Raw genomic sequence first — 23,796 nt, 5'->3', positions numbered from 1 at the left:
TGGAATCCCCAGGCGGCTTCGCTCAGAGAATTCCCCGCAGGGTCTCGGTCGCTTCCAGCAGGGGCGGGAGGAAGCGAGGCTTCATCTCGGCGGCCGGGGTGCGGGCCGCTTGGGTCCCGATATTCAGGGCGATCCGGACCGTGCCGTTTGCCTGAAAGAGCGGCACCGCGATGGAGCGCAGGCCGAGTTCCAGTTCCTCGTTGATGATGGCGCAGCCTTCGATGCGGACAGCCTCCAGTGCGGCGCGGAGATCCTGTTTCTTCGTGATGGTCTTCGGCGTGTGTGGCTCCAGGCGGACGCGCTTGAGATAGGCCTCCAGCTCGTCGTCGGGCTGATAGGCCAGGATGGCGCGGCCGAGCGACGTGCAATAGGCCGGAAGCCTTGTGCCGACGCCCAGGCTCACGGACATGATGCGCTGGGTGGCCGAGCGGGCGATATAGACAATGTCGTCCCCGTCGAGGATCGCGGCCGAGCTCGATTCCCCCGTCTGGGCCGAGATCTTCTCCAGGAAGGGCTGAAGGCGCGCCGAGAGGGACGAGGAGGCAAGATAGGCATAGCCCAGGCGCAGGATGCGCGGGCTGAGGCTGAAATAGCGGCCGTCGAAATCCGCATAGTTCAGCCGGGTCAGAGTCTTCAGGTAGCGCCGGGCGGCCGCGCGGGTGATTCCCGTGAGCTTCGCCACGTCGGTGAGCGTCAGGCGCGGCCGGTCCGCGTCGAAAGCCTCGATCACCGCAAGACCCTTCTCGAGGCTGGCGACGAAATCGCGATCCTCGGCAGTGCCCGCTTCCGTTTCGATCTTATGCATGCAAACTCCGCCCTGCATGACGGTGCGCAGGCCTCCCGATGGGACGTCCCGATCAGACTCATGGAGCCTTGACACCGTTGGGGAAGTTGTACTTCATGTTCGGTATGGTTTTCAATGTTCGCAATGCGAACAGAATATGGGACCATAGGCTAACGAGAGACCGCAGGTCCCCTTCGATGAGGCCGAGGCGGCTCCAGGGAGGAGATTGAGGAATGTCTGGACGGAAGCTTCTCGGCGCCGCTCTCGGCGCGCTGCTCGCCGGAACGGTCGCGGCCGCGGCGGATACCATCAAGGTCGGCATCATCGGCCCGTTCTCGGGACCGTTCGCCCTGCAGGGCAAGAATTTCCAGGCCGGTGTCGAGGCCTACATGGCCCTCAGCGGCAAGTCCGTGAAGGGCCACGACATCGAGGTGATCTACCGTGACCTGCCGGCCGCCAATCCGCAGCAATCGCGGGCCCTCGCGCAGGAGCTGATCGTCAAGGACAAGGTGCAGTATCTCGGCGGCGTCTACTTCACGCCCGACGCCATGGCGATCACGCCGCTCCTGACCCAGGCCAACACGCCGCTCGTCATCTTCAATGCCGCCACCTCGTCCATCATGACCCAGTCGCCGCTGGTGGTGCGCACCTCCTTCACGACCGCCCAGACCACGACGCCGCTCGGCAAGATCGCCATCGAGCGGGGCATCAAGAAGGTCATCACGGCGGTCAGCGATTATGGCCCGGGCGTTGACGCCGAGGTGGCCTTCAAGAAGGCCTTCGAGGCGGCCGGCGGGCAGGTGGTCGAGTCGGTGCGGATGCCGCTCAACACCAACGACTTCAGCCCGATCATGCAGCGCATCCGCGACTCGAAGGCGGATGCGGTCTTCGCGTTCCTGCCCTCCGGCCCGACGACTCTCGGCTTCGTGAAGGCCTATAACGAGACCGGCCTGAGGCAGGCGGGCGTCAAGTTCCTGGCGCCGGGCGACCTGACGCAGGAATCCGACCTGCCGGCCCTCGGCGATGGGGCGCTCGGCCTCCTGACCACGTTCCACTATGCGGTGTCGCACGATTCCCCGGAGAACAAGCGTTTCGTCGAGGCGGCCTCCAAGGCCATCGGCGGGATCGACAATCTCTCGTTCCCTGCGGTGGGCGCCTATGACGGCATGCACGTGATCTACAAGATGATCGAGGCCACGGACGGCAAGCAGGATGCGCAGAAGGCCGTGGACGCCGTGAAGGGCCTCTCCTGGACGAGCCCACGCGGCCCCGTGAGCATCGACGCGGAAACCCGCCACATCACGGAGAACATCTATCTGCGCGAAGTGGCCAAGGACGCGAACGGCCATCTCTACAACAAGGAGATCCAGACCTTCGCTGACCAGAAGGATCCCGGCCTCGCCAAGTAAGGCCCCGGACCCGATGCGGGTGCGGCCTTTCGAGGCCGCGCCCGGACAGCCATTGCGGATCGGAACGTGTTTATGCAGACCGTCTTCAGCATCGCGATAGACGCCTTCGCCTATGGCATGGCGCTGTTCATCATCTGTATCGGCCTGTCGCTGACCATGGGCCTGATGCGGGTGGTGAACCTCGCCCATGGCGCCTTCGCGATGATCGCCGGCTACATCGCGTCCTACGCCCAGAAAGAGCTCGGCACCGGCTACGCGGTCGCGATCCTCCTCTCAATCTTGGGGACGATAGCGGTCTCGATACCGATCGAGCGTTTCCTGTACCGACGCATCTACGGCAGCCCCGAGCTGACCCAGGTGCTGATGACCATCGGCATCACGTTCTGCGTGATCGGCATCACGAACTACTTCTTCGGCCCGACCCTCAAGACCATCCCGCTGCCCGCGAGCCTGTCGGCGCCCGTGGATCTCGGCTTTAGGGCCGTGGCCGGGCACCGCCTCTTCGTGATGGCTTGCGGCCTCATAGTCGCGGCAGGCCTGTGGTTCCTCATCGAGAAGACCTCCTTCGGCATCCGCCTGCGCGCCACCGTGGACAATGCCGGCATGGCCGATGCCCTCGGTGTGCGCACGCAGGTGGTCTATGCGGTCAGCTTCGCCATCGCCATGGGGCTTGCGGCCTTCGGCGGCGTGGTCGGGGCCGAGTTCCTGCCCATCGAGCCCTATTACGCCCTGCGCTACATGGTGACCTTCCTGGTGGTGGTCTCGGTCGGTGGTGCAGGCTCCATCCCGGGGGCGTTGCTCGCCTGCCTCGTGCTCGGCGCCATCGACACGACCGGGCGCTACCTCATGCCCGAATTCGGAAACTTCTTCTTCTATGCTGCCGTCATCGCCATCGTTTGCATCTTCCCGCGCGGTCTCCTCGGAAGGGCGCAGTAGCGTGCGGGAGAGCACCACATCCGGGCGCTTCGCGGATTCGCGCCTCTTGCGCGACGTCGTGGGCGTGGTGGTCATCGCGGTCGCGGGGGCGGCGGGTTATTGGCTGTTTCCGGACAACCTCGCTTTGCTTACCCGCGTGATCGCCGTGGCGCTCCTGGTCCTGTCTCTCGATCTCGTCGTCGGCTATTGCGGCGTCGCGACCCTGGGCCATGCGGCCCTCTTCGGCGCGGGCGCCTATGCGGCCGGTATGGCCTGCCTGCGCGGCGTCACGGAGCCCATGACGCTGATCCTCATCGGGGCGGCAGCCGGCGCGGCGGCAGGTCTCGTGATGGGCACGGTCATGCTCAGGGCCCATGGCCTCGCCCAGCTCGTCCTGTCCATCGCCCTCGTGCAGCTCGCCCACGAGGCCGCCAACAAGGCCTCGGCCTATACGGGCGGCAGCGACGGGCTCGCGGGCTTCAGCCCGAGCCCGCTCTTCGGGACATTCGCGTTCGACCTGTGGGGCCGCACGGCCTATCTCTTCGGGCTTGGGCTCCTCATTGGCGTCTTCATCCTCCTGAAATTCGTGGTGGCGTCGCCCTTTGGCATGCTCTGCCGCGGCATCAAGGAGGATCCGGTCCGCATCCGCGCCATGGGGGCGTTCGTGTTCCCCGTGCTGCTCAAGATGTTCGTCATCTCGGGCGCGGTCGCGGGGGCTGGCGGGGCGCTCGCGGCCCTCTCGACCCAGGTGGTGGGCCTCGACAGCGTGAGCTTCGAGCTCTCGGCCAATTCCCTCGTGATGCTGGTGCTCGGCGGGCTCGGCAGCCTCTACGGCGCCCTCGTCGGCACCGTGATCTTCATGAGTTTCGAGCACGTGGTTTCGGCCATCAATCCGTTCCATTGGATGACCATGGTGGGAGCCCTGCTGATCGCCGTAGTCCTCGTGGCGCCCGGAGGGCTCGGCGGCCTCGCGGGCCGGCTTTTTCCTGCCGCGTCCGTAAAGGGCGATGACCGGGGAGGGCAGTCATGAGCGATCTCTTCCGCGTCGAGGGTCTGTCCAAGTCCTTTGGTGGTCTCGCGGTGAGCCGCAGCATCGACCTCGCCATGACCGCGGGGGACCGGGTCGCGCTCATCGGCCCCAACGGGGCCGGCAAGACCACCTTCGTCAACCTGGTGACGGGGCAGCTTCAGCCCGGCGCCGGGCGGGTGATCCTCAACGGGGAGGATGTCACCGGGCTCGGGTCCGTGCGGCGTGTCCGCAAGGGGCTCGTGCGCACCTTCCAGGTCACGCGCCTGTTTTCCGATATGACACCGGAGGAGCACGTGACCCTCACGGTGCTCCAGCGGGAGGGGCGGGCGTCGCGCATCCTCGGCCGTTTCCGGGGTGACCCTGAGGTCGCCGGGGAGGTGGAGGCCTTGCTCGGCACCCTCGGCCTTCTCGACGTGGCGCGGCGGAAGGTCCGCGAGATCGCCTATGGCCAGCAGCGGCTCCTCGAAATCGCCATCGCGATGGCGCTCCGGCCCAAGGTCCTGCTTCTCGACGAGCCGGCCGCCGGCGTGCCGTCGAGCGAGACGCCGCGCATCGAGCAGGCTCTGGAGCATCTGCCGCCCAGCCTCGCCGTCCTGATGATCGAGCACGACATGGACCTCGTTTTCCGCTTCGCGAGGCGCGTCGTGGTCCTGGCGGCGGGCGAGATTATTTTCGAGGGCCTGCCATCGGAGGTCGCCGCGAACAACAGGGTCCGTGAGGCCTATCTCGGAAACTATGCCCATGCCCGCAGAGTCGCTTGAGGTTCGCAACCTGAGGACGGGCTATGGCCCGACCGTAGTGATCGAGGACATCTCGTTCTCGGTGCCGGCCGGCGCACGCCTGTCGATCCTCGGCCGCAACGGCATGGGCAAGACGACGCTCCTGTCGAGCATCATGGGGCTGACCAAGCGCTATGGCGGCGAGATCCTTCTCGGCGGCAAGGATGTGACGGGGCTGAAGAGCTGCGACCGGGCTCTCGGCGGCCTCGGCCTCGTGCCGCAGACCCGCGACATCTTCCGCTCCCTCACGGTGGAGGAGAACCTGATCGCCGGCCTGAAGGACCGTCCGCGCAGCGCGCTGGAGGAGGCCTATGCGATGTTCCCGCGCCTGCGCGAGCGGCGGCGCAATCTCGGCTGGCAATTGTCCGGCGGCGAGCAGCAAATGCTCTCCACGGCACGCACCATCCTGGGGCGTCCCTCCGTGCTCCTTCTCGACGAGCCTTTGGAGGGCCTCGCTCCCGTCATCTGCGACGAGCTGATGGTTGCTTTCTCACGCCTCGCCTCTGGCGGCGAGATGACGATCCTGCTGGTGGAGCAGCGCATCGAGAGCGCTCTCGATTTTGCCGATACGGTGATGATCCTCGAACGTGGCCGCATCGTCTGGCAGGGGCCGAGCGAAGCCCTGCGGAACGACCAGGATCTCGTCGAACAGTTCATCGGCGTCGGCTCCCTGCATTGAGGAACATGATGGCATTCACGCGCGCCAACGGCATCGTCCTTCATCATCAGGTCTTCGGACGCTCCGAGGGGCCGGCCCTCGTTTTCGCCAATTCCCTGGGAAGCGATTTCCGTATCTGGCAGGAGGTTGCCCCGGCCTTTCTCGACCGCTTCCGCGTCATTCTCTACGATCTGCGCGGGCACGGCCTGTCGGACGCACCGCCCGGTCCCTATTCCATGGATGACCACGCGGACGATCTTCTGGCGCTCTTTGATGCACTTGACGTGCCCAGCGCCGCCATTGTGGGGCTGTCGGTCGGCGGCATGATCGCGCAACGGATCGCGGTGCGCGAGCCCGCCCGGCTCAATGCGCTCGTGCTCTGCTGCACGGCGGCACGGATCGGCACGGCCGAGGGCTGGGCCGAGCGGATCGCCATCGTGGAAAAGCATGGAATCGAGGCGATTGCCGACGGGCTTCTGAAGGTCTGGTTCACGCCTGACTTCCGCGAGACCCGCGCCAGCGAGCATGCCGGCTGGCGCAACATGCTCGTCCGCACGCCCATTGCCGGCTATGCAGGCACCTGCGCGGCCATCCGCGACGCGGATTTGACGGGGGATGCCGGGCGGATCGCCGCCCCGACGCTCTGTGTAGCAGGTAGTGAGGATGGATCGACCCCGGCGGAACTGGTGCAGCGAACTGCTGCGCTCATCCCGGGTGCCGCATTCCGTGTCATCGAACGGGCAGGGCACATTCCCTGCATCGAGCGCCCGCGGGAGCTGACGGCAGTCATACAGGCGCATCTCAAGGAGGCCGGACTTGTCTGAGAGCGAACGTTTCAAAGCAGGTATGGCCGTGCGCCGCGAGGTTCTGGGTGATGCCCATGTGGACCGGGCAAGCGCCCAGATGACGGAGTTCGATACGGATTTCCAGACCTTCATCACCGAGGGCGCCTGGGGCTCGGTGTGGTCGCGGCCGCAATTCACCAGGCGCGAGCGCTCCATCGTAACCATCGCGCTCCTGGCCGCACTTGGCCATGACGACGAGGTCGCCATGCACGTGCGCGCCACCCGGAACACGGGCGCTACGAAGGAGGACATCCGCGAGGCGCTGCTGCATGTGGCCGTCTATGCGGGCGTTCCGGCGGCCAACCACGCCTTCAAAATCGTCAAGAAGGCCTATGCCGAGATGGAGCAGGGCTCGCAGGAGTGATGTGAGATGTCGGACCAGGGATCATTCTATCAGCGCGACCGGAGCTGGCATCCGCCGGCCTTCACGCCGCAATACAAGACGTCGGTGCTGCGCTCGCCGCAATATCCGCTGCTCTCGCTCGAAAACACCGTCTCGGAGATGACGGGTCCGGTCTTCGGGCATGACAGGATCGGGCCCCTCGACAACGACCTCATCCGCAACTACGCCAAGACCGGCGATCCCATCGGCCAGCGCATCATCGTCTATGGTCGCGTGCTCGACGAGAATGCCCGGCCGGTGCCTGGGGCGCTCCTCGAGTTCTGGCAGGCCAATGCGGGCGGGCGCTACCGCCACAAGAAAGAGACCTATCTGGCGGCCATCGATCCGAATTTCGGCGGCTGCGGACGCACCATCACGGACCAGGAAGGCCGCTACTCGTTCCGCACCATCAAGCCCGGCGCTTATCCCTGGCCCAACGGCGTGAACGACTGGCGCCCGGCCCATATCCACTTCTCGGTCTTCGGCCATGCCTTCGCGCAGCGGCTCATCACGCAGATGTATTTCGAGGGCGATCCGATGATCTGGCAATGCCCGATCGTCACGACCATTCCGGACAAGGCCGCCATCGAGCAGCTGATTGCCGCCCTCGACCGCAACAACACGATCCACATGGACGCGCTGGCGTACAAGTTCGACATCGTCCTGCGCGGTCGCCGCTCGACCCTGTTCGAGAACCGCCAGGAGGGGAACTGATGGTCCAGAAGCTCGGACAATTGAAGGAATCGCCATCCCAGACGGCCGGTCCCTATGTGCATATCGGCGCGACGCCGAACTGGGTCGAGATCACCGGAGTGTGGAAAGAGGATCTGGGGCTCGTCCTCGTCGGCCCCGAGGCGAAGGGCGAGCGCATCGTCGTCAAGGGTCGCATCTTCGACGGCAGCGGCACGCCGCTGAAGGATGCGCTCGTCGAGATCTGGCAGGCGGACGCGCAAGGCCTCTACAACTCCCCCCAGGAGAGGCGCGGGCGGGCCGATCCGCACTTCACCGGCTGGGGACGCCAGCCCGTGGACGGGACCACAGGGGAATACAGGTTCGAGACGATCAAGCCCGGGCGCGTGCCGTTTCCGGACGGGCGCCTCATGGCGCCGCACATCACGTTCTGGATCGTCGCACGCGGCATCAATATCGGCCTGCACACCCGCATGTATTTCGGCGACGAGGAGGGCGCCAATGCGGAATGCCCGGTGCTCGCCCGGATCGAGCACAAGGTCCGGGTGCCGACCCTGATCGCCCCTCGCTCCGAGGAGAACGGGCTGGCCATCTACACCTTCGACATCCGCCTTCAGGGCGAGAAGGAAACCGTGTTCTTCGACATCTGACCGTTACCGAAAGCGCATTATGGCCAAGTTCCAAAGCCTCAAGGAGGCCGTCGCCGAGAATCTTCGCGACGGCGACACCGTCGCCTTCGAGGGTTTCACTCATCTCATTCCCCATGCGGCCGCCCACGAGGTGATCCGTCAGGGCATCAAGGACCTGACGCTGATCCGCATGACGCCGGACATCATCTACGACCAGCTCGTCGGGATGGGGCTCGCCCGGAAGGTCGTGTTCTCCTATGCGGGCAATCCGGGCGTCGGCCTCCTGCGCCGCATGCGCGACGCCATCGAGAACGGCTGGCCGCGTTCCATCGAGACGGTGGAGCACAGCCATGCGGCCATGGCGAACGCCTATGAGGCGGGCGCTGCGGGTCTGCCGTGCGCGGTCTTCCGGGGCTATCGCGGCGCTGGGCTTAAAGATGTCAACCCGGATATCCGGACCATTTCCTGCCCGTTCACGGGCGAGGAACTGGCAGCGGTGCCGGCGCACCGGCCGGACGTGGCCTTCATCCACGCCCAAAAGGCGAGCCGGCGTGGCGACGTGCTCATCGAGGGCATTATCGGCGTGCAGAAGGAGGCGGTGCTCGCGGCGAAGCGCGCGGTCGTGACGGTGGAGGAGATCGTCGAGGATTTCGAGGGCCTCCACCCGAATCTGTGCGTGCTTCCGCACTGGACCGTGGCGTCCGTCGTGCAGGTGCCGGGCGGCGCGCATCCCTCCTACACCCACGGCTATTATGCGCGCGACAACGCCTCCTATCTCGAATGGGACAGGATCTCGTCCGACCGGGAGCTCTTCTCCCGCTGGATGAAGGAGAACGTGCTCGATGTGGGGCCGGACGTGTTCGCGTCCCGCGTGAAGGGGCTTTGAGGACATGAGCGGATCGGATTTCACCCCCAACGAGATGATGACCATTGCGGCCTCACGCGCTCTCTCGAACGACGATGTGTGCTTCGTGGGCATCGGCGCGCCGTCTGCGGCCTGCAACGTGGCGCGGCTGACGCACGCGCCCGACATCACGCTGATCTACGAGAGCGGCACCATTGGTACCGCGCCGGACGTGCTGCCCCTCTCCATCGGCGACGGGGAGCTGTGCGAGACGGCGCTCACCACCGTGTCGGTGCCTGAGATGTTCCGCTACTGGCTCCAGGGCGGGCGCATTTCCATCGGCTTCCTGGGGGCCGCGCAGCTCGACCGCTTCGGCAACATCAACACCACGGTGATCGGCGATTATCACAAACCCAAGGTGCGGCTGCCCGGTGGCGGCGGCGCGCCGGAAATCGCCACCTCCTGCAAGGAGGTGTTCATCACCATGAAGCAGACGACCCGCGGCATGGTGGAAAAGATCGACTTCTTCACGTCCTTCGGGCACGGGGAGGGGGGCGACCACCGCAGGCGCCTCGGGATCGAGACCAAGGGCCCGACCCTGCTCATCACCGATCTCGCCGTGTGGAAGCCCGATCCCGAGACGAAGGAGTTCACGGTGGTGTCCATGCATCCGGGCGTGACCCGCGAGCAGGTGCAGGAAACCTGCGGCTGGAAGGTCCGCTTCGCAGATCATGTCGAGGAGACACCTCCGCCGACGGAACTCGAATTGAAAACACTCCGCGACCTGCAGGCCCGCACCGAGCGGGCGCATGGCGGCAAGAAGGGAGCCTGAGAATGCCCGAGGCCTATATCTGCGCCTATCTGCGCACGCCGATCGGCCGCTATGGCGGCGCCCTGTCGTCTGTGCGCACGGACGACCTCGGCGCCGTGCCGCTTCGGGCGTTGATGGATCGGTTCCCGAGTGTCGATTTCGCAGCCGTGGACGACGTGATCTACGGCTGCGCCAACCAGGCGGGCGAGGACAATCGCAACGTGGCGCGCATGGCGCTTTTGCTGGCCGGCCTGCCCACCGCCGTTCCCGGCACCACCCTCAACCGCCTGTGCGGCTCCGGCATGGATGCGGTGATCACGGCCGCCCGTGCCATCAAGGCCGGCGAGGCCGAACTGATGATCGCCGGCGGCGTCGAATCCATGTCCCGCGCACCCTTCGTGATGCCGAAGGCCGAGAGTGCCTTCTCGCGCGCTACCGAGATCCACGACACCACCATCGGCTGGCGCTTCGTGAACCCGCTCATGAAGAGCCAGTACGGCATCGATTCCATGCCCGAGACTGGCGAGAACGTGGCCGAGGAGTTCCGCGTCTCCCGCGAGGACCAGGACACCTTTGCGCTGCGCTCACAAAAGAAGGCCGTTGCCGCCCAGGACAGCGGGCGCCTCGCCAAGGAGATCGTGCCAGTCACGATTCCGCAGCGAAAGGGCGATCCGCGTGTGGTCGACAAGGACGAGCATCCGCGGGGCGACACCACCCTGGAGGCGCTCGCCAAGCTTTCGACCCCGTTCCGCCGGAACGGCACGGTAACGGCCGGCAACGCCTCTGGCGTCAATGATGGCGCCGCAGCGCTCATCGTGGCGTCCGAGGCGGCCATGCGACGCTATGGGCTCGAGCCGCTCGCCCGCGTGGTCGGCGGCGCGACCGCGGGGATCGACCCGCGCATCATGGGCATGGGCCCGGTCCCTGCTACGCGAAAGCTGTGCGCCCGCCTTGGCCTATCGCCGTTGGATTTCGATGTCGTCGAACTCAACGAGGCCTTCGCCAGCCAAGGGATTGCGGTGTTGCGCGAGCTCGGCATTGCGGAGGATGCGGCGCATGTGAACCCGAACGGCGGCGCCATCGCGCTCGGCCATCCGCTCGGCATGTCGGGCGCGCGCATTGCCGGGACGGCTGCCCTCCAACTCAAGCTGGGCGGAAAGAAGCGGGCGCTCGCCACCATGTGCATCGGCGTGGGTCAGGGCATTTCCATCGCGCTCGAAGCCGTCTAGGCTCGCGGCGTTATGGCGAGCGACCCGCTTTCCCCTCCGCTGCTTAAGGCCCTCGTCGGCGACGACGCGGTGGCGGCGCTTTTCTCCAGCGAGGCGGAGCTTGCCGCCATGCTGCGGGTGGAGGCGGCGCTCGCGCAGGCTGAAGCAGAGCTCGGCATTATCGATGAAGATGCGGCCTTCCAGATCGTGGAGGCGTGCAGCCGCTTCGATCCTGACTGGGGTGCCCTTGCCAGGGGGCTGGCGCAGGACGGCGTGGTCGTGCCTGAGCTCGTCCGCCAGCTGCGCCGGGCCGTCGGCGAACCGCATGACAGGGCGGTGCATCTTGGGGCGACGAGCCAGGATATCGTCGATACGGGCCTCATCCTGCGCCTGAAGGATCTTGCGGCTCTTCTCGTCGGTCGCATCGCAACGCTCATCGAGTCGCTCCGTCTCCTGAAGACGCGGGACGGTGCCGTGCCGCTCATGGCGCATACGCGCATGCAGCAGGCGCTGCCATTCACGGCTGCCGACAAGCTCGACACTTGGATCCAGCCCCTGGAGCGGCACACCGACACCTTGCGCGAAATGTTGCCGCGCCTGCTCGTCCTGCAACTCGGCGGTCCCATCGGCAACCGGGAGACCTTCCACGGCCACGGCGATGCGCTCGCCGATGCACTGGCGGAACGGCTCGGCCTCGGCTTCGCGTCGGCTTGGCACTCCCAGCGCGACCGGATCGGCGAGTTTGCCGCTTGGCTTTCGCTCGTCTCGGGAACCCTGGGAAAGTTCGGACAGGACATCGCGCTCATGGCGCAGAACGAGGTCGGCGAGGTCCACCTTGCGTCGGGCGGCGGCTCCTCGGCCATGCCGCATAAGTCCAATCCCGTCCAGGCCGAGGTGCTCGTGGCGCTCGCCCGCTTCAATGCGGGCTTGCTCGGCACCCTCCATCAGGGACTCGTCCACGAGAACGAGCGCTCGGGCACTGCCTGGACGCTCGAATGGCTGGTCCTGCCCCAGATGGCAGAAGCCACGGGCGCCGGTCTCGTTAAGGCGCAGATCCTGGCGGAGGGGATGCAATTCGTCTCGTCTTCTATGGCAGGGAAGGGCGCCTGAGAGGCACTGCCCGCTGTTCCGGAACACTTTTCCGTCCTTCCGGGGCGCCGCAGGCGAGCCCGGAACCCATAACCACTGAGCTTTACGAGAAGGGCGCAGCGATTAGCGTCGCTTCTTCTTCTGACACGCTGGTGGTTATGGGTTCCGGGCCCGGCCGAAGGCCGTCCCGGAATGACAGAAAAGCCGTTCCCGAATCACGGCAAACTACCCATTGCGCAGTGCCCGAAATTCCGTCGGCGTGAGACCTGTCCGACGCTTGAAGAAGCGTGTGAAATAGGCAGGGTCCTCGAAGGCGAGCGCCAGGGCCACTTCCTTCGCGCTCAAGGATGTGAAGGTCAGGTAGCGCCGCGCTTCCAGCGCGAGGCGGCTGTGGATGATGCCGAGCGCGGTTTCGCCGAGATGCTCGCGGCAGAGCCGGTTGAGATGGGTCGCCGTCAGGCCGAGTCTGTGGGAATAGGCCTCGACGGGCTTGTGGCTGCGGAATTCCTCGTCCACGAGTTGGCGGAACCGCATGAGATGGCGCAGCGCCCGGTCCTTCGCGTCCGGCGCAGTCTCTCGCGCTTCTCCATGCAGGCGGTGAAGGCGGATGAGAAGGAGCGCGAGATGCGCCTCAATGGCGCCAAGGCGACCCGGGTGACGGCTCGCAAGTTCTCCGGCAATCGCCGCCACGTGTTCCGCGACCATCCCGGCCTCCGACGAGCCGGCCACCAGCGGAATGACCTGCACTAAGCCGAAGGTGGGCGCGACCTCTGCCGCGGCGGCGAGCATGGCGTCGAGCCGGTGCGCGAAAAATGTCAGCACCGTCCCCTCCACGTCGGGCGTGAAGGTGTAGCCGTGCACCACCATGGGCGGCAGGGTCACGATGGAAGGGGCAACGAGCCGGTGGCGCTGTCCGTCCAACACGAAATCCGCCTCGCCGCCGGCGAGATGGAGAACCTGGAAAAGTCGCTCGTGCCGGTGCGGCGCGATCACGTAATCGTGCAAGCGGCTGCGGAACTGGATCGTCTCGCCATGGATCCATTCGGTGTTCGGATCGTCCTCATATTCGCCATAAAGGGCATAGGTCGGAATGGTGTCCATGGCATCAGTCCCACGGCTGGCGATGTTCGAATTGTCCTATTCAATGCCCGCTTTGTCCATGGCGCCGCGCCCGAGCCTTTGCGAGTTTTCTCTTAACAGAGATGCGGCGCGAAGCTGCCGGATCGGAGGTAAGCGACCATGCGGACCCAGGTGGCCATCATCGGGGCGGGCCCGGCGGGACTTCTGCTCGGGCGCCTGCTCGATCAGGCGGGGATCGAAACGATCATCCTCGAGCGGCGCAGCCAGGATTATGTGCTCGGCCGCATCCGCGCCGGCGTGCTGGAGCAGGGCAGCGTTGACCTCCTCGACAGGGCCGGTGTCGGGACGCGCATGCATGCGGAGGGCCTCGTCCATGATGGGGTGGAGTTCTGCTTCGACGGGGACAGGCACCGCTTCGACTTCTGCGCCCTGATCGGCCGGACCGTGATGGTCTACGGACAGACAGAGGTGACGCGGGACCTGATGCAGGCCCGCGACGGGTCCGGCGCGAAAACCATCTACGGGGCCGAGGATGTGTCGCTCCACGATTTCGACGGCACGAGCCCTACGGTCCGCTTTGTCAAGGACGGTGTCGCCCATGAAATCGCATGCGATTTCATCGCGGGCTGCGACGGCTATCACGGTGTGTCCCGTGCCAGCGTTTCGGAAGGAGCGTTGCGCACCTATGAGCGCGTCTATCCTTTCGGCTGGCTTGGGATCCTCGTCGACAGGCCGCCGGTCTCGGACGAACTCATCTATGCGCATCACGCGCGCGGCTTCGCGCTCTGCTCCATGCGCTCGCCGTCACGCAGCCGCTACTACGTGCAGGTGGCGGCGGACGAGAAGGTCGATGCCTGGTCCGACGATCGCTTCTGGGACGAGCTACGGCGGCGGGTCGATTCCGAGACGGCGGAGCGGCTCGTGACCGGCCCGTCCATCGAGAAGTCCATCGCACCCCTGCGCAGCTTCGTGGCGGAGCCGCTTCGGTTCGGCCGCCTGTTTCTGGCAGGCGACGCGGCCCACATCGTTCCGCCCACAGGCGCCAAGGGGCTCAACCTCGCCCTCAACGATGTCGGCTGCCTGGCAGATGCGCTTGTCGAGTTCTATGGCGAGGGCTCCGATACTGGTATCGACCATTATTCCGACCGGGTGCTGAAGCGCGTCTGGAAGGCGGAGCGCTTCTCCTGGTGGATGACCTCGATCCTGCACACCTTCCCGGAGACGGACACCTTCGGACGGCGAATCCAGCGGGCCGAGTTCGACTATCTCGTCGGTTCCGAAGCGGCCTCCCGGTCGCTCGCCGAGAACTACACAGGGCTGCCCGCATAGGGCCGCAGCGGTGAATTCTCCGCCGCGGCCCGAAGGGTCAGGCGGCCTTGCGACGCTCCTGTTCGGCCGCATAGAGCGCGCCTTCCTCCGAAAGAGCCCGTGCGACGCTGGGGCGCTTCTTCAGGCGACGGTAATAGGAGTGAACGGCAGGCCATTTCTCGAGATCGACCGGCGTCGCGATCTTCCAGTTCAGGATCGTCACCAGATAGGCATCGGCCACGCTGAATTGATCGAGCAGGAATTCGCGGCCCGTCAGATGGTCGTTGAGGTAGGCGAGCCGCCTGTCGCCAGCCTCCAGGGTCTTTGCAACTACCTCCTCGGGCAGGGACGGGTCGAAGAGCGGCGTGAACAGCGCCTTGTGCATCTCGGTCCCGATGAAGCACAGCCATTGCTGCAGCCGCGAGCGGGCCATGCCGCCCTCGGGAGCAAGCTTTGCCTCAGGGAAACTGTCGGCAATGTACTGGAGAATGGCGGCGTTCTCCGTGAGGATCTCGCCGTCGTCCGCGCGGATTGCCGGGACGAGGCCGAGCGGGTTGACGGCGTGGAAATCCTCACCGTCGAGGGTTCGCTTCGTGTGGGAATCGACCTCTACGAAACGGGCGGGGGCCTCCGCTTCGTAGAGCGCGATCCGAGATGCCATCGAGCAGGCGAGGGGGGAGAAGTAGAGATCCATGACAGGCCTCATGCGTTGAATTTTTTACCGACTTGTATAAATTATTGAAGCTCCAACACCGGTCAAGGAATTTCTTTCGAGATGGTACAAAAAATAGAGGAGGGCGAGCGGAAGCGGCGTGGCCGACCTCGGGCTTACGATCCCGAGACGGCTTTACGTCAGGCTCTGGAGACGTTCTGGGCAGCCGGATTTTCCGGAACCTCCCTCGACGACATTTCGGCCGCGACGGGCATGAACCGGCCGAGCCTCTATGCGGCTTTCGGTGACAAGCACTCCCTGTACCTGAAGGCGCTCAATCACTACTGGGCCCAAGGGCGCGCCGAGATGCAGGACGCGCTCGCCAACCGGCGGCCGTTGGCCGACGAGCTTATGACGGTCTACGACAAGTCTCTCGCGATCTACTTTTCGGGCGAGGGGCCGCCCCGCGGCTGCTTCGCCATCGGCACCGCAACGACAGAGGCCGTCCAGGACGCGGAGATCCGCTCTCTTTTCGCGCAGGGGCTGAAGACGCTGGACAAGGCCTTCGAGGACAGGATCCGTGCCGCTCAGGAGAGCGGTGAGCTCCGTGCCGATGCGGATGCTGCGGCGCTTGCCGTCATTGCGTCCTCGACGCTCCATACCCTCGCCATCCGTGCGCGCATGGGGACGCCCCGGGAGGAGTTGCGTGCGTTGGCGCAAAAGTCCGTCGCGGTGATGTGCGGAGCCACCGGGACCTGAGTTTCCTGTGCGGCGGACGCTCTCCCGATCTGCCCTTAAAGCGGTTTACGCTGCGCGACCGATAGCGCAGCATGGCGGCACGAATCCAAAGAATGACCCAAGGGAGAGCCGAGAGTTGACCGCCCCATCCGTTTCCCATTCCGCCCATTCCGGAAAAGCCGCCAACCCTTCGGACTGGACGGCGGCCGAGATGCTCGACGGCTATTCCCGAGGGCAGATCTCGCCCGTTGAAGTGGTCGAGGCGGTGATCGCGCGGATCGAAGCCTATGAGCCTCAGCTCCAGGCGCTCTACGCGTTCGATCCTGAGGCTGCATTGAAGGCCGCGAGAGCCTCCGAGGATCGCTGGATGCGCGGCGAGGCTCGAGCCCTCGATGGGGTTCCCGGCACGATCAAGGAGAACATCGCCACCCGCGGAACGCCGGTTCCGCTCGGCACCGCGGCGCGGGACTTGGTGCCCGCGGCCGCGGATGCGCCGCCCGCGGCCCGTCTGCGCGAGGACGGCGTCGTTATCCTGGCCAAGACCACCATGCCGGATTACGGCATGCTTTCGTCGGGCCTCTCCAGTTTCCATCCCCTGGCACGCAACCCCTGGGACTTGTCGAAGAATCCCGGTGGCAGCTCCGCCGGGGCGGGCGCTGCCGCGGCAGCGGGCTACGGTCCGTTCCATGTAGGCACGGATATCGGCGGCTCGATCCGCCTGCCGGCCTCCTGGTGCGGCGTGTTCGGGCTCAAACCGAGCTTCGGCCGCATCCCCATCGATCCGCCGTATTACGGCCGCGTGGCGGGCCCCATGACACGGACTGTCCACGACGCGGCGCTGATGATGAGAAGCCTCGTGCGCCCCGATATGCGGGACACCATGAGCCTGCCGTTCCAGGATCTGCCCTGGCTCGACCTCGACATCACGCTCAAGGGCCTGCGGATCGGCGTGATGATGGAGGCTGGCATCGGCATCGCGCTCGATCCGGAGGTGCGGGCCTGCATTGAGGCGGCGGTTCAGACATTCGCGCAGGCGGGTGCCGAGATCGTCGAGATCCCGCCTTTCGTCACGCGGGAGATGCTGGACGGTCTGGACGATTTCTGGCGCCAGCGCGCCTGGATGGATATCGGCGCGCTCGACGAGGACCAGCGTGGGCGCGTCCTGCCCTATATTCGCGCCTGGGCTGAGGGCGGCAAAGCGCTCACGGGCGCCGAGGTCTACGCTGGCATGAACCAGATGATGGTGATGCGCCACGCAGCCGTCGAGGCGACGAAGGACGTGGATTTCGTGCTCTCACCGGTGTCGCCGGTCGTTGCCTATCAGGCGGAGCTGGCATCCCCCATCCACGACCCCGAGGAGCCGTTCGAGCATATCGGCTACACGGTCGCGTTCAACATGTCGGATCAGCCCGCAGCCTCGGTCAATGCAGGCTTCACGGAGGCGGGCCTGCCCATCGGCCTGCAAATCGTCGGCCGGCGCTTCGACGATGTGGGCGTGATGCGCCTGTCCCATGCCTGGGAGAACCTGCGCGGTGCACAGAGGGACTGGCCGCGGCTTTAAGCGTCGAGCAGTGCCTTCCCGTCATTCCGGGACGCGCCTGTGGCGCGGGCCCGGAACCCATAAACGCCAGTGTCTTAGAAGTTGGCCTTGCAATAACCGCTGCACCTTATCCTGCGTCGTCAACGGCTATGGGTTCCGCTGACGCGGCCCGGGAATGACGAGCACAACATCTCTCCCTCTATGAGAGGTGAGTAAGTCGTGTAGCGGCGAAGAAACAGGAACTCAGGGCTGTGATGACGCGGGTGCGTGAGCGTCGGCTCTTGTCGTGGAGCCTGTCGTGTCTTCCGGCAAGACCTTGCGGATCTGGTTGACGAATTCGGTCAGGCTCCCAGTGCCGTCCTGCTCGAAGGCGAGCTTCGCCAGCATGTTGCTGTCGAAAGGTTCCTCCTGGATGGTGCCATCCGACATGATGGTCGTCTTGATGCCGGATTCCATGTCGAACGAGACCGTCTTGACCATCGGCTTTGTATCGGAAGTCGGAGCCTCCGCGGGCGGCTCCGTGCGCGTGACATTCGCGGGCTGCGGCTTGTCGAGGGCAGCGCTCTTGCTCTTCTCAGCCGCGATGTCGGGCTCGGGATCAGGATCGCGGGCTTCATCCTCACCCTGGCGGCGGTTCTGCGTCTCCTTCGCGGCACTGCGCTCCTGCTTCTGAGCGGCGTCCGCGGCCTCCTGCTCGGCAAGGACCTTCTCCAGCCGTGCCTTGGCCTCGGCGGCCTCCTTCTGGGCCTGCGACCCGAAGACGGATACGAGAGGCATGGAGGCCTTTTCGGCCTCGGCCTTCGCGTGGGCGGCATCGGCCGCGTTGGCGGCCTCGATGCGCTTGCGTGCAGACTCGACCTGATAGGGGTCGTTGGTGTCGTAGGTGTATCGTTTGCCGTTAATTTCGTAAGACACCTTCCGGGCTTCGGCGACACCGCTCATCAGATGCAGGGCCAGCACCGAGGCTCCAAGGCTCAACCAGATTCTTGTTTTCATCGCCACCGGGTCCATTCGATGGGTTAAACTCTGTTAATGATTATGGCCAGGGTATGACGTAGCGTAAGGTCGCAATGCGCGCTGGCTGATAGGAAACGTTATCCCGTGCCGGATGGGCTGATCTTGTATCCGCCCTGAACAGGACAGATCTCATAGGCCGCTCCGGTGGACCGTCAGCCTCGCGGGTCCGCACCGCTCAGGAAGGATCTCTCGCCATGCCGCCCCTTTCGGTTCTCGATCTCGCGCCCGTTCCCCAGGGAGCCACACCTGCGCAGGCCCTGCGCAATACGCTCGATCTGGCGCAGCACGCGGAACGATGGGGCTACAACCGCTTCTGGCTGGCGGAGCACCATAACATGGTGGGCATCGCGAGCGCCGCGACCAGCGTCGTGATCGCTCACGTGGCGGGCGGCACGCAGCGGATCCGCGTGGGAGCCGGGGGCATCATGCTGCCGAACCATTCGCCCCTCGTCATCGCCGAGCAGTTCGGCACCCTGGAGGCCCTGTTCCCGGGCCGGATCGATCTCGGTCTCGGGCGCGCACCCGGTACCGATCAGCTGACCCTGAGAGCCCTCCGTCGGGACCCGCTGAGCGCCGACACCTTCCCGCAGGACGTGCTTGAACTGCAGGCGCTCCTCGGGCCACTCCAGCCGGTGCAGGCCGTGCAGGCCGTGCCTGGGACCGGCAGCAACGTGCCGCTCTGGATTCTCGGTTCGAGCCTGTTCGGCGCGCAGCTCGCGGCCATGCTGGGACTGCCTTACGCCTTCGCGTCGCATTTTGCGCCCGGTGCGCTCATGCAGGCGCTCCAGGTCTATCGGGAGCGCTTCCAGCCTTCGAAACAGCTCGACCGGCCCTACGCGATGGTGGGCCTCAACGTGATTGCGGCCGAGACGGACGAGGAGGCGCGCCGCCTCTTCACCTCGCCGCAGCAGCAATTCACCAACCTGTTCCGCGGCACCCGCGGCCAGCTGCAGCCGCCCATCGACGATATCGAGAGCTACTGGACCCCGTCCGAGAAGGCCCAGGCCATGAACATGCTCTCCTGCTCGATTGTCGGCGCGCCGGACACGGTCCGCGCAGGGCTTGCGGATTTCATCGCGAAGACGCAGGCGGACGAGCTGATCGTCGCCTCGGCGATCTTCGACCACGGCAAGCGCCTGCGCTCCTACGAGATCCTAGCGGACGTGCATAAGGCGCTGAACCGTGAGCTTGCGCCTGCCGGATGATAACCCGCTCAGGCGGGTGCGCTGCGCCCGCGTAGGGTCGGGTCGAGGGCGTCCCGCAGGCCGTCGCCGAGCAGGTTGAGTCCCAGCACCGACAGCGCAATGGCGAGGCCCGGCGCGATGGCGAGGTGCGGCGCCTGGGAGAGATAGGTCTGCGCGTCGCTCAGCATGCGGCCCCAGCTCGGATTCGGCGGGCGCACGCCGAGGCCGAGATAGCTGAGGCCAGCCTCAGTCAGGATCGCGAGGGCGAGCTGGATCGTCACCTGGACGATGAGCGCGCCCGCGATATTGGGGATCACATCCTCCAGGGTGATGCGCAGGGGCGGTTTGCCGAGCGCCCGCGCGGCCGCGATGTAGTCGAGCGTCCAGATCTGGAGGGCGACGCCGCGCGTCACGCGGGCGAACACCGGGATGTTGAACACCGCAATCGCCAGGATGGCAGCCGTCGGTCCTGAGCCGACGAGCGCGCCAATCATGATGGCGGACAGGACTGCCGGAAAGGCGAAGACCACGTCCGAGGCGCGCATGGCGATCTCGTCCGCGATACCCCTCCAGGCCGCGGCCGCGGAGCCGATGGCGGTGCCGATAGCGGCCCCCAGAAGCACTGCCGGCCAGGCGATGGCAAGTGAGTTCCAGGCCCCGGCCATGAGTAGGGAAGCGACGTCGCGGCCGAAATGATCGGTGCCGAGGAGGCCGGCCTCCAGCGGCCCTTTCAGCCGCAGGGCGATGCGCACGCGCGTGGGCGGCTCCGGCGTCCAGACGAGGGACAGGAGAGCGGTCCCGATGAGAAAGGCCGTCAGGATGCCGCCGACCATGAGAGCAGCATTCGGGCGAAAGCGCGGAGCGGTTTTCATGCGCGGCTCCTCAGGCGCGGGTCGAGGATCGCATAGCCGATATCGACCAGGAAGTTGATGACGATGACGAGGCCCGAAAAGATCAGCACGATGTCCTTGATAACCACGAGGTCACGCTGGTTCAGGGCCTGATAGGCGAGGCGCCCGAGGCCCGGCAGGTTGAACACGTTCTCCACGAGGATCGCGCCGCCGAAAAAGAACGAGAGCTGAAGGCCGAGGATGGTGGTGACCGGGATGAGCGCGTTCGGCACCACGTGCCGGCGCAGGGTCGCGCCTCTGTCGACGCCCTTCGCGCGGGCCGTGCGCACGAAATCGGCGCCGATCACCTCCAGGGTCGCGGAGCGCGTCACGCGGGTGAGCACCGCCGCCTGGGGGAGGGCGAGCGCGACGGCCGGAAGGAGGAGAGCCCGGAAGGCCGGCCAAATGCCAGCGCTCCATCCCGGGAAGCCGCCTGCCGGGAACCAGCCGAGCCAAGTTGCGAAGAACAGGATGAACAGGAGCCCGATCCAGAAATTCGGCACGGCCACGCCGAGCTGGCTGAACACCAGCACGGCCCGGTCCACCGGCCCGTCTCGGCGCGCCGCCGCCGCGACGCCGAGGGGCAGTGCGAGAGCGGTCGAGATGAGGATGGCGAGGAGGCTTAAGGGCAGCGTCACGGCCATGCGCTCTCCCACGAGGGTCGAGACCGGCATCTTGTAGGTGATGGATTGGCCAAGATCCCCATGCAGCAGTCCGCCGACCCACGCGAGATAGCGCACGAGGGCAGGCTGATCGAGCCCGAGCTCGTGGCGCAGGGCCGCCAGTGTGTCTTCCCGGGCAGCGGTGCCGAGCATGATCGCCGCAGGATCGCCGGGCAGCACCTCCAGGATCAGAAAGATCGCCAGCGACACGGCGACGAGCGTCACGATCAGCGAGACGAGGCGGGAGATGACGAGACGCAACATGAAATCAGATCATCCGGCGGTTGGCGGTCGGTGGAGAGGTGCGCATACCGCAAATCCAAGCACGACCTATTTCCCTCCCCCTTGTGGGGAGGGTTAGGGTGGGGGTGTGAGCGCTACATTCTGAGAATTCAGAGCCGACACCCCCACCTCCAACTCCTCCCCACAAGGGGGAGGAGAGCAGGGCTGCGCTTCCCCGCATTCCTCCAGGCTCTCAGCCCAGAGCGTCCGTCAATCCGTCCACGACACCTCGGTCACGTCGTTCGCCGGAACGGGGGAGTTCTCCCACAATCCCTTCAGTTTCGCGTTCCAGACGCCGAGCTTTGGCAGCTGGAAGAGGAAGAGGGCCGGCACGTCCTCGGCCAGGATCTTCTGCGCCTCCGCGTATTTGGCGAAGCGCGCTTTCTCGTCCGTGGTCTTTCCGGCCTCGGCGATCAGCGCCTTGAACTTGTCGTTCTTGTAATTGAAGTAATAGTTGTCGCGGGCGAAGATATCGATGTCGAGCGGCTCCGTATGAGCCACGATGGTGACGTCGTAATCCTTGTTCTTGAAGACCTCTTCGATCCATTTGGCCGGGAATTCGGTCGGTATGATCTTCATGTCGACGCCGACTTCCGCGAACATGGCGGCGAGCAGCTCCGCCGAGCGGCTGGCATAGGCCATCTGCGGCGCCTTGATGGTGATGGACAGGCCGTTGCCGTAGCCCGCCTCCTTGAGCAGCGCCTTCGCCTTCTCGGTGTCGTAGGGAATGACGCCGGTCATGTCCACGAAGGCCGGGTGGTTGGGCGAGAAGAAGCTGCCGATAGGCTGGCCGTAGCCCGAATAGGCGCCTTCCACGAGGGCCTTGCGGTCGACCGCATGCATGAGGGCACGGCGCACGCGCACATCGTCGAAGGGCTTCTTGGCGTTGTTCATGCCGGCGACGATCTCGCCCTCCGTGTTGCCCGCAACCGCCGTGAAGCGCGAATCCTTCTTCAGCTCGCTGAACAGCTCCGGCGCACCGAGATTCGGGAACGCGTCCACGTCGCCCGCCTTCAAGGCCGCGACCTGGGCCTGCGGATCGTTGATGAAGCGGAACGTGACGGTCTCGAGCTTGGTCTTGTCCTTCTGCCAGTAATCGGGATTGCGCACGAGCTCGACTCGGTCGCCGCGCGTCCACGACTTGAACTTGAACGGGCCCGTGCCGACCGGGCTCGCCTTGTTGTTCTCCGCCGTTTCGGGCGCGACGATCACGGCGTCTCCCCAGCCGAGATAATAGAGGAAGTTACCGGACGTTTCCTTCAGCTTGATCACGACGGTTGCCGGATCGGGCGTCTCGATGGAATCGATCGGCGCGAAGATCTGCTTCTGCGCGTTGGTCGATGTCGGCGCCCGGGCGCGGTCGAAGGCAAATTTCACGTCGGCGGAATCGAAAGCCGAGCCGTCGTGGAATTTCACGCCCGTCTGCAGATGGAACGTGTAGGTCAGCCCGTCCGGCGCGATGTCCCAGCTCTTCGCCAGGAGCGGCTGCACCTTGCCGTCCCGGTCGATGCGCATGAGACCTTCATAGAGGTTCGCCCAGGTCACCTCGCGGATGGCCACCGGCGCCGCGATCGTGGGATCGAGGCCCGGCGGTTCGATCGGCATGCCGATCACCAGCGACGTCTTCGCGGCAAAGGCCGGGACGAAGCTGGCTGAGAGGATGAGGGCAGCGGCCAGAATGCGCTTCGACATGGGGCGATGTTCCATCCGGTTTTGTTGGCGGGCCAGCTTAGACGCACTCGAAGGCCGGATGGAAGATGCCTCGTGCCGGATTGTCTTAAAGGCAGCCCGCGAGGATGGGATATGGATCCGCCCACCTCACGTGGGCTTGAGCTGCTTGTAGAACACCGTCGTGTCGCAGAAGCCGCCCTGGGGCCAGAGGGCGTAGTTCGGGATGATGCCGGCCCGGACCCAGCCGAGGCGCGTGTAGAGGCGCTCTGCGGCGCTGCCCGTCACGGTGTCGAGCACCAGGACGGATTTTCCCGCTGCAAGGGCGGCTGCCTCGGCGGCGCGCATGAGGGATGCACCGACGCCTCGCCGACGCGCTGTGCGGTGAACAAGCATTTTGGCGACGTCGGCCCGGTGGGGCTGATTCTCCGGCTGCCGGAGGATGACCTGAACCGTGCCGAGGATCCGGCTGCTCTCCGGCTCCTGCGCCACGAGGAGGATGCGCTCGCCCGCCGCGACGCCCTCCGCCACGCCTGTCCAGAAGGCGTCGGCTCTCTCGCGGGTCAGGGGCGCCATGAAGCTGACCGAGGCGCCGCCCTCGACGCAATCGATGAGCACGGCCGACAGGGCCCCCACCTGCTCCGCGGCCTCACCGGGAGAGAGGGAGCGCAACGTGACGGATGAGTTCACGAAAGAGTTCAT

The 23,796-nt window shown here is 65.7% G+C and carries 25 protein-coding genes; 17 read left to right on the top strand and 8 right to left on the bottom strand.

Features of this window, described 5'->3' with window-relative positions:
• Positions 1–22 precede the first annotated feature (22 nt).
• The gene (locus C4E04_RS13030) at positions 23–805 is read right to left on the bottom strand and encodes an IclR family transcriptional regulator C-terminal domain-containing protein (RefSeq protein WP_109597937.1); all 783 of its coding nucleotides are present in this window, start codon (positions 803–805) and stop codon (positions 23–25) included.
• A 212-nt stretch (positions 806–1,017) separates the two neighbouring features.
• Between C4E04_RS13030 and C4E04_RS13025 the strand changes: the two genes are divergently transcribed.
• From C4E04_RS13025 to C4E04_RS12965, 13 genes are all read left to right on the top strand, one after another.
• The gene (locus tag C4E04_RS13025) at positions 1,018–2,193 is read left to right on the top strand and encodes an ABC transporter substrate-binding protein (protein ID WP_109597936.1); all 1,176 of its coding nucleotides are present in this window, start codon (positions 1,018–1,020) and stop codon (positions 2,191–2,193) included.
• Between the two features lie 72 nt (positions 2,194–2,265).
• Positions 2,266–3,129 (top strand): branched-chain amino acid ABC transporter permease, encoded by an 864-nt coding sequence (locus tag C4E04_RS13020; RefSeq protein ID WP_109597935.1) that lies wholly within the window; start codon positions 2,266–2,268, stop codon positions 3,127–3,129.
• Entirely contained in the window at positions 3,068–4,138 is a 1,071-nt protein-coding gene (locus tag C4E04_RS13015; RefSeq protein WP_109597934.1) for a branched-chain amino acid ABC transporter permease, read from the top strand. The genes C4E04_RS13020 and C4E04_RS13015 overlap by 62 nt, the downstream gene beginning before the upstream one ends.
• On the top strand, positions 4,135–4,899 hold the full coding sequence (locus C4E04_RS13010) for an ABC transporter ATP-binding protein (RefSeq protein WP_109597933.1): 765 nt from the start codon (positions 4,135–4,137) through the stop codon (positions 4,897–4,899). Before C4E04_RS13015 ends, C4E04_RS13010 begins: the two co-directional genes overlap by 4 nt.
• Positions 4,880–5,596, top strand: coding sequence for an ABC transporter ATP-binding protein (locus C4E04_RS13005; protein WP_109597932.1), 717 nt, complete (start codon positions 4,880–4,882; stop codon positions 5,594–5,596). Before C4E04_RS13010 ends, C4E04_RS13005 begins: the two co-directional genes overlap by 20 nt.
• Before the next feature lie 8 nt (positions 5,597–5,604).
• Complete coding sequence (pcaD, locus tag C4E04_RS13000) at positions 5,605–6,399, top strand: 3-oxoadipate enol-lactonase (RefSeq protein WP_109597930.1); 795 nt, start codon at positions 5,605–5,607, stop codon at positions 6,397–6,399.
• 22 nt (positions 6,400–6,421) lie between these two features.
• The gene (gene pcaC / locus C4E04_RS12995; RefSeq protein WP_371682066.1) at positions 6,422–6,784 is read left to right on the top strand and encodes a 4-carboxymuconolactone decarboxylase; all 363 of its coding nucleotides are present in this window, start codon (positions 6,422–6,424) and stop codon (positions 6,782–6,784) included.
• A gap of 6 nt (positions 6,785–6,790) precedes the next feature.
• Entirely contained in the window at positions 6,791–7,516 is a 726-nt protein-coding gene (gene pcaH / locus C4E04_RS12990; RefSeq protein WP_109597928.1) for a protocatechuate 3,4-dioxygenase subunit beta, read from the top strand.
• On the top strand, positions 7,516–8,142 hold the full coding sequence (gene pcaG / locus C4E04_RS12985) for a protocatechuate 3,4-dioxygenase subunit alpha (protein ID WP_109597927.1): 627 nt from the start codon (positions 7,516–7,518) through the stop codon (positions 8,140–8,142). The genes pcaH and pcaG overlap by 1 nt, the downstream gene beginning before the upstream one ends.
• 19 nt (positions 8,143–8,161) lie before the next feature.
• Positions 8,162–9,007, top strand: a complete 846-nt coding sequence (locus tag C4E04_RS12980) for a CoA transferase subunit A (RefSeq protein WP_109597926.1) — start codon at positions 8,162–8,164, stop codon at positions 9,005–9,007.
• A gap of 4 nt (positions 9,008–9,011) precedes the next feature.
• On the top strand, positions 9,012–9,797 hold the full coding sequence (locus C4E04_RS12975; protein ID WP_109597924.1) for a CoA-transferase subunit beta: 786 nt from the start codon (positions 9,012–9,014) through the stop codon (positions 9,795–9,797).
• Between the two features lie 2 nt (positions 9,798–9,799).
• Positions 9,800–11,005, top strand: a complete 1,206-nt coding sequence (gene pcaF, locus C4E04_RS12970) for a 3-oxoadipyl-CoA thiolase (protein WP_109597923.1) — start codon at positions 9,800–9,802, stop codon at positions 11,003–11,005.
• Positions 11,006–11,017: 12 nt separating this feature from the next.
• Positions 11,018–12,094: a 3-carboxy-cis,cis-muconate cycloisomerase gene (locus C4E04_RS12965; protein ID WP_109597922.1), complete on the top strand. Its 1,077-nt coding sequence runs from the start codon at positions 11,018–11,020 to the stop codon at positions 12,092–12,094.
• Positions 12,095–12,298: 204 nt separating this feature from the next.
• Here C4E04_RS12965 and C4E04_RS12960 read toward each other — a convergent pair whose 3' ends face one another.
• A complete protein-coding gene (locus C4E04_RS12960; RefSeq protein ID WP_109597921.1) occupies positions 12,299–13,174 on the bottom strand; it encodes a helix-turn-helix domain-containing protein in 876 nt (291 codons plus the stop codon).
• Positions 13,175–13,312: 138 nt separating this feature from the next.
• Here C4E04_RS12960 and pobA point away from each other — a divergent pair, with 138 nt between their 5' ends.
• Positions 13,313–14,482 carry a 4-hydroxybenzoate 3-monooxygenase gene (pobA, locus tag C4E04_RS12955; protein WP_109597920.1) on the top strand — a complete coding sequence of 390 codons (1,170 nt, stop codon included), beginning with the start codon at positions 13,313–13,315 and terminating at the stop codon, positions 14,480–14,482.
• 37 nt (positions 14,483–14,519) lie between these two features.
• Here the strand turns inward: pobA and C4E04_RS12950 are convergent, their stop codons facing one another.
• A complete protein-coding gene (locus C4E04_RS12950) occupies positions 14,520–15,155 on the bottom strand; it encodes a glutathione S-transferase N-terminal domain-containing protein (RefSeq protein ID WP_109597919.1) in 636 nt (211 codons plus the stop codon).
• A gap of 81 nt (positions 15,156–15,236) precedes the next feature.
• On the opposite strand from C4E04_RS12950, the gene C4E04_RS12945 reads away from it, so the two are divergent.
• Both C4E04_RS12945 and C4E04_RS12940 read left to right on the top strand, forming a co-directional pair.
• Positions 15,237–15,872, top strand: coding sequence for a TetR/AcrR family transcriptional regulator (locus C4E04_RS12945; protein ID WP_109597917.1), 636 nt, complete (start codon positions 15,237–15,239; stop codon positions 15,870–15,872).
• A gap of 190 nt (positions 15,873–16,062) precedes the next feature.
• Positions 16,063–17,412, top strand: a complete 1,350-nt coding sequence (locus tag C4E04_RS12940; protein WP_109597916.1) for an amidase — start codon at positions 16,063–16,065, stop codon at positions 17,410–17,412.
• 222 nt (positions 17,413–17,634) lie between these two features.
• On the opposite strand, the gene C4E04_RS12935 is transcribed toward C4E04_RS12940, so the two are convergent.
• The gene (locus C4E04_RS12935) at positions 17,635–18,387 is read right to left on the bottom strand and encodes a hypothetical protein (RefSeq protein WP_162559384.1); all 753 of its coding nucleotides are present in this window, start codon (positions 18,385–18,387) and stop codon (positions 17,635–17,637) included.
• A gap of 215 nt (positions 18,388–18,602) precedes the next feature.
• Here C4E04_RS12935 and C4E04_RS12930 point away from each other — a divergent pair, with 215 nt between their 5' ends.
• Complete coding sequence (locus tag C4E04_RS12930; protein WP_109597914.1) at positions 18,603–19,613, top strand: LLM class flavin-dependent oxidoreductase; 1,011 nt, start codon at positions 18,603–18,605, stop codon at positions 19,611–19,613.
• 8 nt (positions 19,614–19,621) lie between these two features.
• Here C4E04_RS12930 and C4E04_RS12925 read toward each other — a convergent pair whose 3' ends face one another.
• The 4 genes from C4E04_RS12925 to C4E04_RS12910 all read right to left on the bottom strand — a co-directional run bounded on the left by C4E04_RS12925 (position 19,622) and on the right by C4E04_RS12910 (position 23,796).
• Complete coding sequence (locus C4E04_RS12925; protein WP_109597913.1) at positions 19,622–20,464, bottom strand: ABC transporter permease; 843 nt, start codon at positions 20,462–20,464, stop codon at positions 19,622–19,624.
• Positions 20,461–21,408: an ABC transporter permease gene (locus C4E04_RS12920; RefSeq protein WP_109597911.1), complete on the bottom strand. Its 948-nt coding sequence runs from the start codon at positions 21,406–21,408 to the stop codon at positions 20,461–20,463. Before C4E04_RS12920 ends, C4E04_RS12925 begins: the two co-directional genes overlap by 4 nt.
• A gap of 228 nt (positions 21,409–21,636) precedes the next feature.
• Positions 21,637–23,118 carry an ABC transporter substrate-binding protein gene (locus C4E04_RS12915; protein WP_109597910.1) on the bottom strand — a complete coding sequence of 494 codons (1,482 nt, stop codon included), beginning with the start codon at positions 23,116–23,118 and terminating at the stop codon, positions 21,637–21,639.
• A 126-nt stretch (positions 23,119–23,244) separates the two neighbouring features.
• A complete protein-coding gene (locus C4E04_RS12910) occupies positions 23,245–23,796 on the bottom strand; it encodes a GNAT family N-acetyltransferase (protein WP_210204572.1) in 552 nt (183 codons plus the stop codon).

The organism is Microvirga sp. 17 mud 1-3 (assembly GCF_003151255.1).
GTDB lineage: Bacteria > Pseudomonadota > Alphaproteobacteria > Rhizobiales > Beijerinckiaceae > Microvirga.
Note: the sequence above shows the minus strand (reverse complement) of the source record. Positions and strands in the feature narration are given on the sequence as shown.